The 17,523-nt window shown below is 41.6% G+C and carries 16 protein-coding genes and 2 pseudogenes; all 18 read right to left on the reverse strand.

Annotated elements, in window-relative coordinates:
• Positions 1 to 194: 194 nt before the first annotated feature.
• Positions 195 to 338 (reverse strand): annotated as a pseudogene (locus tag ACN076_RS00955) (formyltransferase family protein); the annotation flags it as partial.
• Positions 339 to 403: 65 nt separating this feature from the next.
• A pseudogene (locus ACN076_RS00960) lies at positions 404 to 557 on the reverse strand (bifunctional phosphoribosylaminoimidazolecarboxamide formyltransferase/IMP cyclohydrolase); the annotation flags it as partial.
• Positions 550 to 1,023 (reverse strand): GNAT family N-acetyltransferase, encoded by a 474-nt coding sequence (locus tag ACN076_RS00965; RefSeq protein WP_033675667.1) that lies wholly within the window; start codon positions 1,021 to 1,023, stop codon positions 550 to 552. The gene ACN076_RS00965 and the pseudogene ACN076_RS00960, both read right to left, overlap by 8 nt.
• Before the next feature lie 44 nt (positions 1,024 to 1,067).
• Positions 1,068 to 1,619, reverse strand: a complete 552-nt coding sequence (gene purN, locus ACN076_RS00970; RefSeq protein ID WP_420789983.1) for a phosphoribosylglycinamide formyltransferase — start codon at positions 1,617 to 1,619, stop codon at positions 1,068 to 1,070.
• Positions 1,616 to 2,638 carry a phosphoribosylformylglycinamidine cyclo-ligase gene (gene purM, locus ACN076_RS00975; protein WP_420789984.1) on the reverse strand — a complete coding sequence of 341 codons (1,023 nt, stop codon included), beginning with the start codon at positions 2,636 to 2,638 and terminating at the stop codon, positions 1,616 to 1,618. The genes purN and purM overlap by 4 nt, the downstream gene beginning before the upstream one ends.
• A 326-nt stretch (positions 2,639 to 2,964) precedes the next feature.
• Positions 2,965 to 4,407 (reverse strand): amidophosphoribosyltransferase, encoded by a 1,443-nt coding sequence (purF, locus tag ACN076_RS00980; RefSeq protein WP_420789985.1) that lies wholly within the window; start codon positions 4,405 to 4,407, stop codon positions 2,965 to 2,967.
• A gap of 93 nt (positions 4,408 to 4,500) precedes the next feature.
• Positions 4,501 to 8,226, reverse strand: coding sequence for a phosphoribosylformylglycinamidine synthase (locus ACN076_RS00985; RefSeq protein WP_420789986.1), 3,726 nt, complete (start codon positions 8,224 to 8,226; stop codon positions 4,501 to 4,503).
• Positions 8,227 to 8,293: 67 nt separating this feature from the next.
• On the reverse strand, positions 8,294 to 9,001 hold the full coding sequence (gene purC / locus ACN076_RS00990) for a phosphoribosylaminoimidazolesuccinocarboxamide synthase (protein ID WP_420789987.1): 708 nt from the start codon (positions 8,999 to 9,001) through the stop codon (positions 8,294 to 8,296).
• A 169-nt stretch (positions 9,002 to 9,170) separates the two neighbouring features.
• Positions 9,171 to 10,520 carry a competence pheromone export protein ComB gene (gene comB / locus ACN076_RS00995; protein ID WP_420789988.1) on the reverse strand — a complete coding sequence of 450 codons (1,350 nt, stop codon included), beginning with the start codon at positions 10,518 to 10,520 and terminating at the stop codon, positions 9,171 to 9,173.
• Between the two features lie 12 nt (positions 10,521 to 10,532).
• Complete coding sequence (comA, locus tag ACN076_RS01000) at positions 10,533 to 12,686, reverse strand: peptide cleavage/export ABC transporter ComA (protein WP_420789989.1); 2,154 nt, start codon at positions 12,684 to 12,686, stop codon at positions 10,533 to 10,535.
• A gap of 301 nt (positions 12,687 to 12,987) precedes the next feature.
• A complete protein-coding gene (locus tag ACN076_RS01005; RefSeq protein ID WP_000757184.1) occupies positions 12,988 to 13,176 on the reverse strand; it encodes a hypothetical protein in 189 nt (62 codons plus the stop codon).
• A gap of 658 nt (positions 13,177 to 13,834) precedes the next feature.
• A complete protein-coding gene (locus tag ACN076_RS01010; protein ID WP_080673747.1) occupies positions 13,835 to 14,050 on the reverse strand; it encodes a bacteriocin immunity protein in 216 nt (71 codons plus the stop codon).
• A 3-nt stretch (positions 14,051 to 14,053) separates the two neighbouring features.
• Entirely contained in the window at positions 14,054 to 14,209 is a 156-nt protein-coding gene (locus ACN076_RS01015) for a smi_0061 family bacteriocin-like peptide (protein ID WP_000357248.1), read from the reverse strand.
• A 213-nt stretch (positions 14,210 to 14,422) separates the two neighbouring features.
• Positions 14,423 to 14,620 carry a class IIb bacteriocin, lactobin A/cerein 7B family gene (locus ACN076_RS01020; RefSeq protein ID WP_000180818.1) on the reverse strand — a complete coding sequence of 66 codons (198 nt, stop codon included), beginning with the start codon at positions 14,618 to 14,620 and terminating at the stop codon, positions 14,423 to 14,425.
• Between the two features lie 33 nt (positions 14,621 to 14,653).
• Positions 14,654 to 14,809 carry a hypothetical protein gene (locus ACN076_RS01025; protein WP_049499436.1) on the reverse strand — a complete coding sequence of 52 codons (156 nt, stop codon included), beginning with the start codon at positions 14,807 to 14,809 and terminating at the stop codon, positions 14,654 to 14,656.
• Positions 14,810 to 14,819: 10 nt separating this feature from the next.
• Positions 14,820 to 14,948, reverse strand: a complete 129-nt coding sequence (locus ACN076_RS01030) for a smi_0059.1 family bacteriocin-like peptide (RefSeq protein WP_049499438.1) — start codon at positions 14,946 to 14,948, stop codon at positions 14,820 to 14,822.
• Between the two features lie 498 nt (positions 14,949 to 15,446).
• Positions 15,447 to 16,178: a response regulator transcription factor gene (locus ACN076_RS01035; RefSeq protein ID WP_001221869.1), complete on the reverse strand. Its 732-nt coding sequence runs from the start codon at positions 16,176 to 16,178 to the stop codon at positions 15,447 to 15,449.
• Positions 16,179 to 16,189: 11 nt separating this feature from the next.
• A complete protein-coding gene (locus ACN076_RS01040; protein ID WP_420789990.1) occupies positions 16,190 to 17,038 on the reverse strand; it encodes a GHKL domain-containing protein in 849 nt (282 codons plus the stop codon).
• Positions 17,039 to 17,523 lie beyond the last annotated feature (485 nt).

The following is a 17,523-nucleotide window of genomic DNA, read 5'->3' on the forward strand; positions in this document are numbered from 1 at the left end:
TCCTTTCATTTTCAAACTCTCTACCTACGAATTTTTCGATTCATAAAGTATAGGGAGACGATTACCAAGACTCCCAAAATTACTGTCAGTAAAAATCTCCCCCAATAAGGAATCTCTGGGAAGAAAAAATTTACTAGTAAACGTAGAATGATTGCCAAGGTAATCAAGGCAAGTGTTTCCAACCATTTTTTCATTTACTTGTCCAACAATTCTCTAATGACTTCTGGATACAACTTATACTCTGCCTCATGGATGCGAGCTTCAAAACTGTCAATCGTATCATCAGCTAACCGTGGCACACGGACTTGTTTGATAATCTTACCAGTGTCCACACCCGATACCTCCGTTTGAAGCCGTTTTCAACAATCACTGACTCCAATTTTGAATCAAAGATATCATATGAATCATCAATGGCACTGGTGCTCACCCCAGCATTATCAAGGGCAACCTTGGTTCCACCTGTTGAGATGATGTCCCAACCAAGTTTTTTTGAGTTCTTGGGCAAATTCAACAATGCCCGCTTTGTCTGAGACGCTGATTAAGGCGCCTTTAGTCATTATATTCCTCTTTCTTTAGGTCCAAGCGCATAGCGACTTCGTTATTTTCTTCTATAAATCCTGTTTCCTGAAAACCCAAACTAGTCAGCAGGTGCTTCATTTTTTCATTTCCAACCACATAATCTGCAATAATGTGATTGCAAGCGATATCCATCTGAGCCTTTTTGATTAGAACTTCCAAGGCTTTTCGACCATGACCTCTTCCTTGGTACTGCTGACCAATCATTATCCGCCAGATAAAGTATTCCGCTTCATCCTTATCTATTTCCAACAGGAGAAAACCAACCACAAGCTCATTCCAATAAATTGCCATTGGAAACACATCCCCATTCTCTCTGTAGAGCCATGCGTCAGCTAAAGAGCGTACATTTGGAGACACGAAACGTGCTCGTTCATCAGCTTCAGATATTTTCAAATCCAGCACTGCCTGAAAACTGCTCTCATCTACTAATTTTATCTCAATCATTTTTTCTCCTAGCAAGATTGCACAATCAAAATTTGATTTACTTCTTATCTTCTCCCTACTCCCAAACTATCCAACACCTCTGGATATAGTTTGTACTCTATTTCATGGATGCGAGTCTCGAAAGTATCTAGGGTATCCCCTTCAAGCCGTGGCACACGTACTTGTTTGATAACCTTGCCTGTATCCACACCTGAATCCACCCAGTGAATGGTAACACCACTCTCAGCAACGCCAGCATTCCAAGCATCCTCAATCCCATGAGCTCCTGGAAATTCTGGCAGGTAGGCTGGGTGAATGTTAATAATCCGACCTTCATAAGCCGCCAATAAGGTTGGCCCAACGATTTTCATGTAGCCCGCTAGGCAAACCAAGTCAATCTGGTGTTCTTCCAAGAGTTCGACAATGGCTGCTTCGTAGTCTGCCTTGCTTTCAAACTCCTTTAATTCAAAAGCATAGGACAGAACGCCGAGCTTGTCTGCACGTTCGAGCACATAGGCGTCACGATGGTCTGAAAAGACAAACTCTACTGGAAATTGTTCCGCTATCACCTGAAAATTCGAGCCATTACCTGAGGCAAAAACCGCTATTTTTTTCATTTGATGATGACACTTTCGTTTTCTTTCTTGACGATACGACCAATTTCATAGACTGGTTCATCCAACAATTCCTTGACACGACTTACATTTTCAGGGCTAACTGCTAGCATAAGTCCCACACCCATATTGAAGATTTCAAACATTTCTTCATGTTTGATCTGACCGTATTTTTCAAGGGCTTTGAAAATCGGTAAAACTGGAACCTTGTCTTCCTCAATCTCAGCAGCCAAGTCAGCTGCAAACATGCGAGGGATATTCTCAATAAAGCCACCACCTGTGATGTGGGCAATACCATTTACCAAGCCTTCTTTGATGAGTGGCAAAACAGCCTTGACATAGATACGAGTTGGCTCAAGCAAAACTTCCTTGAGTTGCTTACCTTCCAATTCTGGCAAGATTTCCTCACCTGTGTAATCCGCAAAGACACGACGGACGAGAGAGTAACCATTGGAATGAATCCCACTTGAAGCAAGTCCGAGAAGAATATCTCCTTCTGCCACTTTTGAACCGTCAATGATTTGAGATTTTTCAGCCACACCGACCGCAAAACCAGCCAAGTCATAGTCATCTTCGCCGTACATGCCAGGCATTTCAGCCGTTTCCCCACCAATGAGGGCAGCGCCTGCCTGCACACAACCTTCTGCCACACCAGCGACAACTTGTTCTAGCTTAACTGGTTCATTCTTCCCTGTCGCCACATAGTCGAGGAAATAGAGGGGTTCCGCACCTGCAGCAATGATATCATTGACACACATGGCCACACAGTCCTGACCGATGGTATCGTGCTTGTCGTATTTGATAGCCAACATGAGTTTGGTTCCGACACCGTCAGTCCCTGAAATCAAGACGGGTTCTTTAACCCCAGTCTTTGAAAGGTCAAACATACCACCAAAGCCACCCAGAGCTCCCATGACACCTGCACGCTCCGTACGAGCCACGTGCTTTTTAATCCGTTCAACAACTTCATAACCCGCTTCAACATCCACACCAGATTGAGCGTACGCATTTTTATTTGCCATTTTATTTTTCCTTTTCTTTTTTTGGGAAAGACTGCGACGTATTTTTAGATAAACAATTATTTTATCTAATACTCAATGAAAATCAAAAAGCAAACTAGGAAGCTAGCCGCAGGCTGTACTTGAGTACGGCAAGGTGAAGCTGACGTGGTTTGAATTTGATTTTCGAAGAGTATAAAAATACTAGTCAGGGTTCTAGCTTTGCCCCATAGGAGAAAGCGTCTACTGACAAATGCTTTAGCTTTTAGTCAGTAGTGAGACGTGGGGCATAAGCATTTTTATTTGTCATTTTGTCTCCTCTTCCTTTCCTTTAATGGAGGATCTATTATCTATTTGTAAAAACTGGTCTTTTCTTCCAAACTTCTACGATAGTCTTCTTCATAGTCGTAGAGAGGCGTTGGGTAATCACCATCAAAATAAGCGACACAGAGACCGCCATTTGGCGCATCTGTTTCAATCCCAATCGAATCAATCAACCCCTCAACAGAAAGATAGGTCAGGCTATCCGCCCCAATGATTTGGCGCGTTTCTTCGACCGTATGATTGGCCGCAATCAGCTCCTGACGGGTCTGGATATCAATTCCATAGAAGCATGGATAAGCTAGCGCTGGACTGCCAATAGCAACGTGAACCTCAGTCGCACCCGCTTCTTTCAAGAGCTGAACGATACGACGAGAGGTTGTTCCACGTACAATAGAGTCATCAATCATAACCACACGCTTGCCTTTTACAACACCAGAAACAGCAGATAGTTTCATCCGCACCCCTTGCTCTCGTAATTCTTGAGTCGGTTGGATAAAGGTACGTTGGGTGTATTGGTTCTTGATAAGACCCATTTCGTTTGGCAAACCGGACTCTTCCGCAAATCCCATGGCTGCGCTGAGTGAGGAATTTGGCACACCGACCACGATATCCGCCTCATGCTTGAATTCTCGCGCTAATTGGGCACCCATACGTTTACGTGCCGTATGGACATTGACACCGTGGATATTAGAATCAGGGCGGGCAAAGTAGATATACTCCATAGAACAGATTGCTAACTGAGTATCGTCTGTATAGCTATCATACTGGATGCCCTTGTCATCAATGATGACAATCTCACCTGGCTTCAAATCACGAATCCATTCAGCACCAATAACCTCAAAAGCACATGTTTCAGAGGAAACCACCACCGCTCCGTTGGCCATTTTCCCGATAGAAAGTGGACGGAAACCATTTGGGTCAAGAGCCGCAATCAACTTGTCTTCAAACAGTAAGATATAGGCAAAACCACCTTTGACAAGGCTGAGTGCCTCCTTGATTTTGCCCATCAGACTAGGATTGTGACTACGACGAATGAGGTGGGCTAAGATTTCCGAGTCCGAAGTTGCACTGAAAATGGCTCCTCTTTCTTCTAACTCTTTCTTAAGAGAGGTTGCATTGGTCAGATTCCCATTATGAGCCAAGCCAAACTGCATATCGTGAAAACGGAAGAGGAAGGGCTGGATATTATCTACAGAAGCTTCGCCAGCAGTCGCATAACGCACATGCCCAATCGCACCAGTTCCCGTCAATTTATCCAAATTAGCTGGATTTCTGAAGACTTCTGATAAAAGCCCCATGTCACGATGGCGCTTTAGTTTCCCTTGGTCATTGGAGAGGATTCCTGCCCCCTCTTGACCACGGTGCTGAAGACTATGGAGACCAAAATAGGTCAATTTAGCAGCATCTGGATGTCCCCAGACACCGAAAACACCACATTCTTCATTAAGAGATTTTACTTCGTATGTCATTTTATATACCTAATTTTTATTTGTGTAGCACCAAGAGCTAAATCTACATGACTTTTACATTACTGATACTATCTATTAGAAAATCTGCAAGTCTTATTTTCCAGTGAAGTATTTAACAGCTGACGCGAATAGATGCTGGTCTTTATTGCCTGGGATATTTTGGAAAAGACCGTCTTCATAACGTTCTGAGTGTCCCATTTTACCAATGATTTGGCCGTTCTTGCTGGTAATTCCTTCGATGGCATGGATAGAACCATTCGGATTGTACTTAGAATCCATACTTGGTTTGCCTTCAAAATCAACGTATTGGCTAAAGATTTGACCATTGGCACGAAGCTCTGCAAATTCTTCAGCCGTCACAACAAACTTCCCTTCACCATGCGATACTGGGATAGCATGAATATTACCCACTTGCACCCCAGTCAACCACGGCGAGTTGGTATTGGCAATCCGAGTTTCCACCATCTTGGCCACGTGTTGGTTGGCATCATTGTAGAAGAGGGTTGGGCTCGTACTGCTGGCATCTTCAAAGTTTCCGTATGGAAGAAGGCCTGATTTGACGAGAGCCTGGAATCCATTACAGATACCGATAATCAAGCCACCACGGGCGATAAAGCTATCAATAGCTGCACGCACTTTTTCATTAAGCAGAATATTGACAATAAACTTGGCTGAACCATCTGGCTCGTCCGCAGCTGAGAATCCACCTGCAAAGAAAAGGATATTAGCCTTGCCGATGTTGTCAACCATAGTTTCGACTGACTTGACAATGGCTTCTTCATGCAAGGTCACGAATGGCACCAAGTTAACCTCTGCACCTTCTTTCTCAAAGGCCTTGGCTGAGTCATATTCTGAGTTGGTTCCTGGGAAGACTGGGATATAGACCACAGGTTTTTCAACCTTTTCTTTTGCTTTAATCACAACATCTGATACCACAGCTGGTACTTCAGCAAGTTCTTTAGCTTGAGTAAATTCTGTTGGGTAAACTTCCTCCAATTTCCCTTGGAAGGCACTGTCAAGTTTGTGTCCATCTAGCTTCACACCGTTGACAAGGAGTGTAAAGTCTGCACTTGTTTGTCCAATCTTCTCTACTCCAGCAATTTCTTCAGGTGATGTGAAGACAAATCCGCCCAATTGTGCTGTCAAAGAACTTTCAAGTTCAGACAAGGTCACCTCTGCACCGATATTATTTCCAAAGGTAGCAAGAGCCAAACTTTCAACCACACCGCCGTATTTGACAGCCGATGCAGATGTTACTTTGTGAGCCTTTTGAAGGGCTTCAAATTGAGCGAAGTTAGACTTGATAAGATCGAAGTCAATCTCTTGAGCCAATGCTTGACCTGGGATGTAGTAGATATGTTCACCAGCAACCTTAAATTCTGGAGAAAGCACCTTACGGCTATCTGCCGTCGTTACCCCAAAGGCAACTAAGGTTGGTGGCACAGTCAATTCTTCAAATGTACCAGACATAGAGTCCTTACCACCAATAGATGGTAGACCGAGCTGAATCTGAGCTTCGATAGAACCTAGAAGCGCTGCTACTGGCTGACCAAAACGCTCAGCTTGTTTGTCCATGCGCTCGAAGTACTCTTGGTAAGAGAAACGAGCCTGAGACCAGTTTGCACCAGCAGCAACCAATCGAGCAGTTGCTTCGATCACCGCATAGGCAGCACCGTGGTATGGAGACCATTCAGCTACATATGGATTGAATCCTTGGGCCATGACTGACGCAGTATGGGTCACACCGTGTTGAACTGGTAATTTCTGCACAGATGCCTCAGTTGGTGTGAGTTGGTAACGACCACCAAGTGGGTGATTAACCGTGGAGCGTCCAACAGAGCAATCAAAGATAGTCTGTAATCCTTTTTGACTCGCATGATTCAAATCAGATAAAACCGCAAGTGTATCAACTTCAAGTGTGTTAGCAGATGTTTGACGTTCTTCTGGAAGCTTGACATCCTTGTCCACAACCTTAGCATCGACGACCACACGCACACCATTGGTATCAAGGAAACGACGCTCCAAGTCCACGATGGTTTCACCATTCCAGTGCATGACTAGATTTGGTTTTTCAGTCACTGTCGCAACAACAACAGCGTCAATATTTTCTTTGTTACATTCTAAAACGAAGGCATCTACGTCTTCTGGGCGAACCACGACCGCCATCCGTTCTTGAGATTCAGAAATGGCAATTTCGGTACCATTCAATCCTTGGTATTTAAGAGGTACTTTGTTGAGATCGATTTCAAGACCGTCTGCCAATTCACCGATGGCTACACAGACACCACCAGCACCAAAGTCATTAGACTTCTTGATAAGACGGGTCACATCACCATTACGGAAGAGGCGCTGAATCTTGCGTTCTTCGATGGCATTCCCTTTTTGAACCTCAGCTCCAGCAGTCTCAACAGACTCAACTGTTTGAACCTTAGAAGAGCCCGTCGCACCACCGACACCATCACGTCCAGTCTTACCTCCAAGGAGGATAATGACATCACCCGCTTCCGGTTTTTCACGGACAACATTGCCCTTAGGAGCCGCTCCGACAACAGCACCAAGCTCCATGCGTTTAGCTACAAAGCCTGGATGGAAATACTCACGAACGTAGGTCGTCGCAAGCCCAATCTGGTTACCATATGAAGAATAACCATGAGCAGCTGTCTTAGAAATAACCTGTTGTGGCAGCTTACCAGCACGCGTTTCCGAAATCGGTGCTGTAATATCACCAGCACCTGAAATACGCATGGCTTGATAAACGTAGGAACGACCTGACAATGGGTCACGAATGGCTCCACCGATACAGGTAGCAGCACCACCAAATGGCTCAATTTCCGTTGGGTGATTGTGGGTTTCGTTCTTGAACATGAGGAGCCATGGTTCTTTCACACCATTAACGTCCACTTCGATTTCTACTGAGCAAGCATTGATTTCATCTGACACTTCCATGTCATCCAAACGTCCATTAGCACGCTCATAACGACCGAAAATAGTCGCCATATCCATCAAGGTTTGTGGTTTTTCAGAGCGACCCAACTCTTCGCGCATAGCAATATATTTGTCATAGGTTGACTGCAATTGTTTTTGGAATTTAGAAGCTGAGAAATCAATCTGCTTCAACTCTGTCTCAAAAGTCGTGTGACGGCAGTGGTCAGACCAGTAAGTGTCCAAAACCTTGAGTTCTGTTTCCGTCGGCACGCGCCCGATTGACTTGAAGTAGTCTTGGATAAAAAGCAAATCATCCACTTCCATGGCCATCCCTTGTTTAGCCTTGTAGCGCGCAAAGTCTTCTGCTGTATAGTTTTCAAAGAAAGTCAATTTAGGAATGGTCTTGTCTGACTCAGAAAATTCCTGCTTGGCAATCCCTGTCGTGATGTCCTTGAAACGAGAATCAACTGGATTGAGCAAGTAGTTCTTGACTGCTTCCAACTCAGTCGCATCAATATCTTTATTGACTAAGTAAAGTTGAGCGGTATTGACTGTTACATCACTCGAGCTACCTAGCAAAAGCAAGGCTTCCTGTGAAGATGCTGCACGCTGGTCAAACTGCCCAGGTAGACTTTCAATAGCAAAGAAAGCATAGTTAGCCAGATCCGCCTGCACAGCCGCTTCGTCCAAGACATGATCTGTCACCTGCTCAGAGAAGATGTGTTTCTCTGCAGGTGCAAACAGGTCCTCTGCCAAGTTAAAGACATCATACACTTGCACGATGCGAATACTTTTCAAGCTTGAAAGTCCCAAGTTATGCTGGAGTTCTCTAACCAAACTCTCTGACTTGACCTGAAAATCAGCCTTTTTTTCAACAAAAATACGTTTATCCATCAATTCTTATTCCTTTATTTCAGCTCTTGCAATCTTTCCAAATGACCTTGAGAGTCTTGCAAATAGATTATTTCAATTCCTGTAACTTTTCCCAAACAATCTCATAAACGTCTGTTAGTTCTCCCAATCCTCTACGAAAAACATCCTTATCCATGTGGTTACCATCCGCATCCCACAAGCGGCAGTTATCTGGTGAAAATTCGTCTGCTAAGATAATCTTGCCATCCTTATCAAAACCGAACTCTAGCTTAAAGTCAATCAACTTAAGCCCAATCTCAGCGAACCAGGCTTTCAAGAGTTCATTGATACGACGCGTTTCTTCCTTCAAGTAGGAGATTTGCTGGTCATCCGCAATCTGTAGGAATTTCACATGCTCGTCATTGATAAATGGATCATCCAAATCATCATTTTTATAGTAAAATTCGACAATCGGAGTCTCAAAGGCGATACCTTCGTCTACGCCAAAACGTTTTGAAAAAGAACCAGCTGTATAGTTGCGGAGCACGACTTCCAAAGGAATAATCTCAACCTTTTTATTGAGTTGTTCTGTGTCTGAAAGTTTCTCCACAAAGTGAGTCGCCACACCAGCCACATTTAATTTCTCAAAAATAAAAGATGAAATCTGATTATTCAACACTCCCTTACCCGCAATCTGCTCCTTCTTGACACCATTGAAAGCAGTCGCCTGGTCCTTGTAAGTTGAAATAATAAGATTTTCATCCTCAGTTGTATAGATATCTTTAGCTTTTCCCGAATAGATCAATTGTTTTGACATTTTAAAGTTCGCCTTTCGTATTACTTGAGCACATTCTACCATAAAAAACCTAAAATTACAAGAATTCAACCGAATAAATAACGTAGCAATCTTAAAAATCATAAAGAAAAAACCGCAAGAAGAATCTTTCTCACAGTTTTAAAATCATTTAACTCTAAAAACGCGAACATTACCCTTTGTTCAAAAATTGATCCAAATAATAACGTAGATAACTTTTCTTGCCCGTAATCATCTGCAAGCGACCTTCCACCCCGTACCGAAGTTTTTCAGCCTGCTCCGAAGTTAGATTAGTCTTCGCCTCAATTTTAAAGAAATTCCCTTTTTCAGTCTTGGTAGCTGTCGCATCGATGCTGGTAATAGTAGAATCTAGGAAAAGTTGATTCTTAGCATCATGAATCGTCGTATAGCGAACAGAATCACCGACCTTGATTCTTGCTACATCCTTTGAACTAAGATAGGCTGTGAGTTTAGCTTTCCCTTCTTTCTCCAAGGACGGATAGAGTTGGGCTAGTATGGCACCTTCTGCTACCATGGTAGAATCACTGGTCTCAGGATTAAGGTGAAGCACCCCATCCTCACTTGCCGTAATTTTCCCCTTGTCTAAAAGATTTCCCTGAACCTTCTTACCCGATTCTGCCTCCAAAATTTTCTGGTCTAGAAGGGTCAATTCCTGACCAACCTTAGCCAAGTGTTGGGATTTGAGAGACTCCAATTGACTGCTTAAGCCTGACGCATAGGCTTGCTGGGTACCTGAACCTGCATACTGGACACGGTAAGTAGCAAGACTAGATTCTAACTGAGAAAGCTGCGCTTCAACCTGCGCAACTGCCTGAGCTTTAGCTTGCGGATTTTCCTCACCCTGAGACTTGTAGGACTGGTAGAGAGAATAGGCTAGATTCTGACTGGCCAAGGAAGCACCTGTTTCAATAGCTGACTTAGCTGTCTGGTAATCGCGAATTTTAGCCTCTGTTTGACTGATGAGGTTGCCGATTTCGACTTGGGTTTGGCTAGCTGCTGCATTCTGGGATGCGATGGTCTCATTTTGTTGCGATGTACTAGCCCTAAGACTGCCTGCTTGACTGATGTAGTCGCGAAAGGTGGCTTGGTAGCCAAACTTATCCTCCTCTGGAAAGTGGTTCTCCCCTTCTTGCAAGCTCTTCTGCAAATACTCCAATTGCTTTTTTTGATCCTTGAGCATGTCCAACTGACTGGCATAAGACTCCGCTTGGACACCCTCTGCCCCTTCCTGATATTGAACTAACAGTTCTCCCTTTTTAACCAGCTTATTTTCTTCCAAATGATTGACAAGCATACGATTGTTGCTAGTTGACTGGATATTTGCAAGGATTCGACTAGGCTCAACAGTAGCTCTAGTAGACAAACTCATCTCCTTCTCTGCAAATGTTGCAAATCCAAGCAAAAACACGAGCAGAAGGGACATGGGGACAATCACCCGACTGGAAAAATTATGGTAACGACGATTATAAAACTCCGCACTTTCTAAAAATTCTGGTTTCATCCTCTCCTCTTTCTAGCTATTCACCAAATGGGCGTAAAATCCACCCCGTGCAAGCAAATCAGCATGCTTTCCTTCTTCGACAATCTTGCCCTGATCCAAGACTACAACCTTCTCTGTCCGCTCAGCAATGGTCAAGCGGTGAGCAATGAAAATCAAGGTCTTGTCTAAAGCCATCAGATTATCTACAATCCGCTTCTCTGTCAAAATATCCAAACTGCTGGTCGCCTCATCCAAAATCAAGACCGGTGCATCTGTCAGGAGAGCACGCGCCAGAGCGATTCTCTGACGTTGACCACCTGAGATTCCTGCCCCGTCCGAAGTCAATTCTGTCTGGTAATTCAGTGGCATGCGCTCAATATCCTCCCGAATCTCTGCCAATTCGACCGCCCGTAAGATATCCTCCTGAGTCGTTCCCTCCTTGGCTCCCAAAAGAAGATTGTCCAAAATCGTTCCGTTAAAGACATAGGGCTGTTGAGGCAGATAGTTGATATACTGGCGCAAGGCCTTTTTATCAATCTGATTGAGATTGACGCCACCCAGACTAATCTCTCCCTGACTTGGGTCGTAAAAATTAACCATCATCTTGGCCAAGGTCGTCTTACCTGACCCCGAAATCCCCACAAAAGCCACCTTAGAACCCTGCGGAATAGTCAAATTGATATCTGACAAGACATCTCGACCATAGCCATACTTGTAGGAAACCTGCTTGAAGGTCATATCTCCCTTCATCAAGCTCAGATCCTCAACTGTTTTCTTCTCCTCAAACTCAGAAGCTACCAGATAAACCTCATTTAGACGGTTATTGGCAACCTGCGCTGTCTGAAGCTTGGTTTGCAGGTTGATGATATTTTCCAAAGGATTTGTAAAGTAAACCAGCAAGGTATTATAGGTAATCAACTGCCCCAAACTCATCTTGCCATCCATGACCAGAACAGCCCCCATCCAGAGAATACCGACATTGAGCAAGAGATGGGCAACTTTTTTCAGAGCCTTTTGCTGACTCTCTGCCCGACTATAGGTAAAGGATTTCTTCAGATAAGCTACAAATTCCTTATCAATCTTTTGGTAACGCTGACTTTCACTGGTCAAAGACTTGATAGTCTCAATACCGTTGATGTCCTCAATGATAGAAGAAGACAGCACCGCATTGGCTTCCATGGTGTCCCGATTCATCTTTTCAAACGGCTTCATAAATGCAAAGATAATCACTGTGTAGATAGGAAGTGCCAATAAAGTCATGAAAAAGAGATTGGTATTTTGTGAAAATAAAATAAGAGAAATAATGACAACCGTTGATACATCTAGGAAAATCGAAAGAATGGTCGAAGCCAGCGCATCGATGATACTATTAGCATCCGTGAAACGAGACACGATTTCCCCTGTCCGACGTGTCGCAAAAAAGGACATAGGCAGGTGAAAAACATGCTTGATATAGGACAAAATCACATCAATCGACAAGCGTTGCCCCAAAACAAGTAAGAGATATTCCTGAGCATAAGACAAGATCTGCTGGAGAATATAAACGATGACCAGCCCAATAGAAATAATCCCCAACGTCGAACGCATCTGATCTGGTACATAGGTATCAATGATAGACTGCAAATAATAAGAACCCACAATGTTAATCAAGGTTACCAAGAGTGTTGCCAAAACGATATTGGCAATCAAGCCACGCTGCTTCACTAATATAGGTATAAAGGAAAGAAGTCCATTTTTTTGATCCTTATGAGGCTTGTAGTCTGGACTAGGTGCCATAAAAAGGGTCACTCCTGTCCATTCTTCCGCAAAACGCTCACGTGGCAGTTTGGTCAATTTCACCCCAGGATCTGGGTCGGCAATATGAATGCTATCCTTATCCTGCCCAATCACCACATAGTAGTGAAGCAATTTCCCTTCCTTAAGCACATGAGCAACAAAAGGAAAAGTCAAATCTGGCAAGTCAAAAAGCGTCATATCCGCCTTAATTGCTCGCGTCTCAAAGCCAATCTCCTCTGCCACCTTGACCAAGCCCAAAGCCGTTGTCCCATCCATGGTTGTCTTGGCCAATTCTCGCAAGTGAGCCAAAGAATAATAACTACCATAGTAGCCAAAAACCATGGCTAATGAAGCTACACCGCAGTCCATCTGATCCACCTGCGGACGATAGTGACGTTTCCCAAATTTCATATTCATCTCCTTTTTCTAATACTAAATGAAAATCAAAGAGTAAACTAGCCGCAGGCTGCTCAAAACACTGTTTTGAGGTTGTAGATAGGACTGACGAAGTCAGTCACATATATACGGCAAGGCGACGTTGACGTGGTTTGAATTTGATTTTCGAAGAGTATAAACTCATCTGATAATAACTATCTTACACCAATCCCCAAACAAAAACTGGACTTCCTCCCCAAATGCGCCTATCTCCCTCCCAAATGCACTTTTAGGATAAAAAAATAGGCAGAACAAACGTCCTACCTAAAATATATATTTATTTCTTTTTCTTCCTAATTCTTTTGTCAATCATATATAAAACGATAATCGAAAACAGCGGTGGTACAATATAACTCTTTTCACTCATTGTCAGCTGAAATCCCAGGGTTGCTAGTATCTTAAAGATGAAAATATTCATCAAAAATAGAAACACAAATACTAAAAAATATCTTAAAACCTTCTTCATTTCTTTTCTTCAACTTTCCTAATTTCTACACCTATTTTATCAAAAATATATGTAAAACTCCAAATAAACACCTCAACTGCACTTTTGGCAAAAAATAGGCAGAACAAACGTCCTACCTACTAAAAATATGCTATTGAAAGGAAAATGATTTTTTTCGGACACCCTAGGCAAGCTTGGAACAAATAAATCATTGATGGTAACATTGTGACATCCTATTTATTACTTCAATTTCTAATGTCCCTGCTATTTCTAAGCCACCTCTGGTATGATCTATTCCTAGTCAGAATAGATAACACCGTTCTAAATTACGATTCATAGTTACTCCTTTTAAACTCCAATGTGATGCATTCTGAGATTATACTCTAGGCATTTTCGGAGCAGACTAACAAGTCATTCTTAACTGCTCACCCTACTTGCTTTTTATTGACCTTATATTCTAGATAAAAGAGCCCAAATAAAACAGGGTATGGATAAAATAGGGTATTAATCGGATTTTTCAACATCAAATACGTTACGTTGTAGATTATGAGCGATACGATAAAATAACCCTCAGCAAAACCTAATAAAAATGTTTTCATGCTAGACTCCTATTTACCTGACAAGAATAGCGGAAAAACGCTACCATTCTCATGCACAAAATCCTTTAGATTCATGTTCTTCATTTATAATTTTGATTATTTTTTGACAAATCTTTGCGAAAAATACCAAAATATCCTGCGAAAAGCAAACCAACCAAAGTCCATTGCCAATTAAAGGATACTAACGAACCTGTACGAATCACATGAAGCGCGAGATTAAGAGTTATTCCCAATAAAGGAAATATAGTGGCTAGTTTAGGTAACAATGTATTAAGATTCAGATTGCGGTTATTCATTATCTAACGCCCACGACGAGCCAAATCTGAACCAAATGTGTAACCAGCCCCAAATGCGCCAAATGCAATAGCACTTAGGCCAAATATAATCGAAATAGGTTCAATTCCTCCTTCAATTACTTGCAAATCTTTCTCATCAACTACTTGAAATTTATCCATTCTTTTCTCCTTTACTTCTATATAATAAAATGAATACCATTAAAAATAATGAAATTGTTGGTATATTAAAATCATCAAACCATGTAGGTAAGGGTAGCTTATTCACATCAGCTACCAACCTGATAATTGTATAAGATATTGAACTAAGTAATACCATAAGCTCAGGCCAAATCTTCAGCATTAATTTAACAAATCTCATATATAAATCCAAAATTATGGTCGATTAGCATAATATCCTGCAGCTATGCCGGCACCTGCTGAAGCTGTAGCAAGCGCAGCTACACCTCCAATTAATTTCCAACTAATAACTACACCACCAATAATAATTGGTGCAATCCCCCCATCCACATCCATCAACTCTTCTTCTGTAAGAGCTACAAAGTTCTGTTCCATTTTGTCAAAATTTGTCATCTTTTTCTCCTCTTGTTCTATTTTTTCTAAATCTTATCCTCTAAAAAATGGAGTTCCAATAAATACACTACGTAACAATAAACCTGTAATTAAACCCCGTTGATAACTTTCCTTGCTACCACCCACCAGCAAAGCTAAGTCGCTTTCCTTTAATACTTCAATAGTACACTTATCATTCATTTCATTCATCGCTTATCCCCTAAAAACCTAAACCTCTACGAAATCCAACGTACCAATCTGCAAGTGTCTTCGTCCAATTTTCTCCACCTTGAATATCGGTCAATTCTTCCGAAGTCAGCTCAACAAATCCATAATAATGTTCTTTCATTATTTTATTCCTTTCTTTTTTCCCTCTCACTTATCTATTCGAAAAACAATCCGAAAATGAACAACTAAATTAAATTTTATTTAAAAAATAATTTAAAAAACCACGGATACAAGATTGGTAGATACATGAACTAGGCTCCTTTCTTTTTCCTCTCACTTATTTATTCGAAAAAAATTTCGAAAATGTACAACTAAATTAAATTTATTTGAAAAATAATTTAGTAAACCATGGATAGAAAATTGGTAGATACATGAAGCAAACTCCTTTCTGTTTCCTCTTACTTATCTATTCGAAAAAAATTTTCGAAAATGTACAACTAAATTAAATTTTATTTAAAAAATAATTTAATGAACCACGGATACAAGATTGGTAGATACATAAACCAGACTCCTTCCTTTTTCCTCTTACCTATCTATTCGAAAAAGAAGTCAAAAAAATAAGAATATCAGAAAATTTTCCGACATTCTTATTGATAAACTCATCCAAGTCTAACAGATATTAGACATTGAGATGTTTTTTAAGGGTTCTTCTGGCTGTTCGTGATACGGGGAAATGCAAGCCTTCTAACAAGGTCACTTCTGTAGCAGTCATCTCTTCAATCGCCTGTAAACTGACTAAAGTATTGCGATTGGCATAGACAAAGTAATCTTTTTCAGCCTTTGCAGCGATATCCTTGAGACTGCCATAAATGGTCTTGATAGAATGATTGGCATAATAAACCTTGATACGGTGGGATTCCACTGAGGTTTCAAAGGCTAAAATCTCATGATAGGGCAGAGTAAAGCCACGTCTTCCCTCAAAACTATAGGTAAAGAGACGCATATTTTCCCTCTTGTCCACTGCCAGTACATAGTCCAGACAGCGCTCCAGCTGATGACGGTAATCCTCCTCAGGCTGATCCTTGGAAATAAAATCCAAGGCAGACAAGTGGTAGCGAAAAGCTAGAGGCAAGGCCTCCGAGTGCGTGGACACAAAGACAATGCTTGTAAAAGGATCACGCTCCCGAACCTGTTGGGCAACCTGAAAGCCCCGTTCACGCTCTCCATCAATCTCTAAATCCAATAAATAGAGCTGGTAATGGTCAAAATATTGAGAGTACTTTTCAACATCTCCATAGTTTTTGGCAATATCAATTTCCAATCTTAAATTGCGCGAGCGACCGATATCTAGCAAAGTCTGCTCTATCCGTCCCTGCTGGACTCTATCGTCTTCCAAAACTAAAATTCTCATTCCTCTCCCCCTCATTTCTCATCCTTAAATGGCAATTCTAAATCTTGTCTAAAAGTCGTCTCTCCTAGCTGGGTATCTAAGTTTAAATCATAATGAAAAACCATATCTTCCAAAGTCGCTAACCCCAGTCCACTATGGTTACCCTTAGTAGAATAACCCTTTTGACTGAGAATGCTGGGGTTCAGTTCTTCTTTCTTACGAGTGTTTTCAATGATAAAACGGACACTCCTATCACTTGCCAACAAAGCAACTAGAATCTGCGGATTTTCAGACTCACTGGCTGCCTCTAAGGCATTTGTCGTGAGGATAGATAAGATACGGATAGCCTCCAACATAGGCAATGCCAGCTCTTCTACGACCCCCACCGTCTCCAAACTAAAATGAATTCCCTGCTTATCTGCCACAATCATAGCTTTTGCCAAGGTATTACGAATGGCTATGTCATGGATATTGTGAAGATTAAAGGCTGTGTAGTCCGCCTTTCTCAGCTTTTCATTTGTCTTTAGAAAGACATCTTGATAAATGGTAGACACCTCGGCCATGTCTTGATTCGCTATGGCAGGCTCCATGCTAGCGACAATCCCTGCAAAATCATGACGGAAACCTCGAACTTCATCATAGAGATGACCCAGCTTATCCACCATCCCTTGCAAGGAACGATTTTCATCTTCTTGTCTCTGAATGGTCTGCTCATCACGATAAACCTGCTCCAAATGCTTAATGTAAAAGAGCCAAGAGAAAAATAGGATGAAAATCAGGAGAGAAATGGTCGTATCAAATCGAACGTAGAAAGGATTACATCCTCCAGACATGATGGATGAAAACAGTCTGAAACCAAACAATAAGGATAAGATCCACATACTTTTCGTCACTAACGATTGAAATTTATCTAAAAATAATATATTGAAATCAATTCCCCATCGTCTTAAAATGACAACAGACAAAAACAACGAAATCAAACTAAATACAGAATCAAATCCACTATGCAAGAAATCAGATAGTTCAGAGTAGTCAAATATCAATCGTATTATAAATGTCAAAACCAAATATCGAATACTTTGATAAAACATAAATAGATAAAGGGCAAGAAAGAGAGCTTCCTTCTTCTTTTTCTTTAACACAATCCAAAATATTATATAAAAGAATAATAAATTGGCAACATGCAAGAAACTCGGAAAAACGAAGGTAGCAAATAGATGAAAAACTACCCAAAGAAATATAGAGCGTTTGTCATAAAATGCTTTAGAGAGTTGACTACCTAGATAAATCGGAGGAGCTAAAATATTGATTAAAATCAATATAAACACTAAAAATTCAAGTAATATAATCATAAATCTGTTTAGTT

Origin of the sequence: Streptococcus sp. K0074 (genome assembly GCF_048843365.1) — a bacterium.
GTDB classification, from domain to species: Bacteria; Bacillota; Bacilli; order Lactobacillales; family Streptococcaceae; genus Streptococcus; species Streptococcus mitis_BM.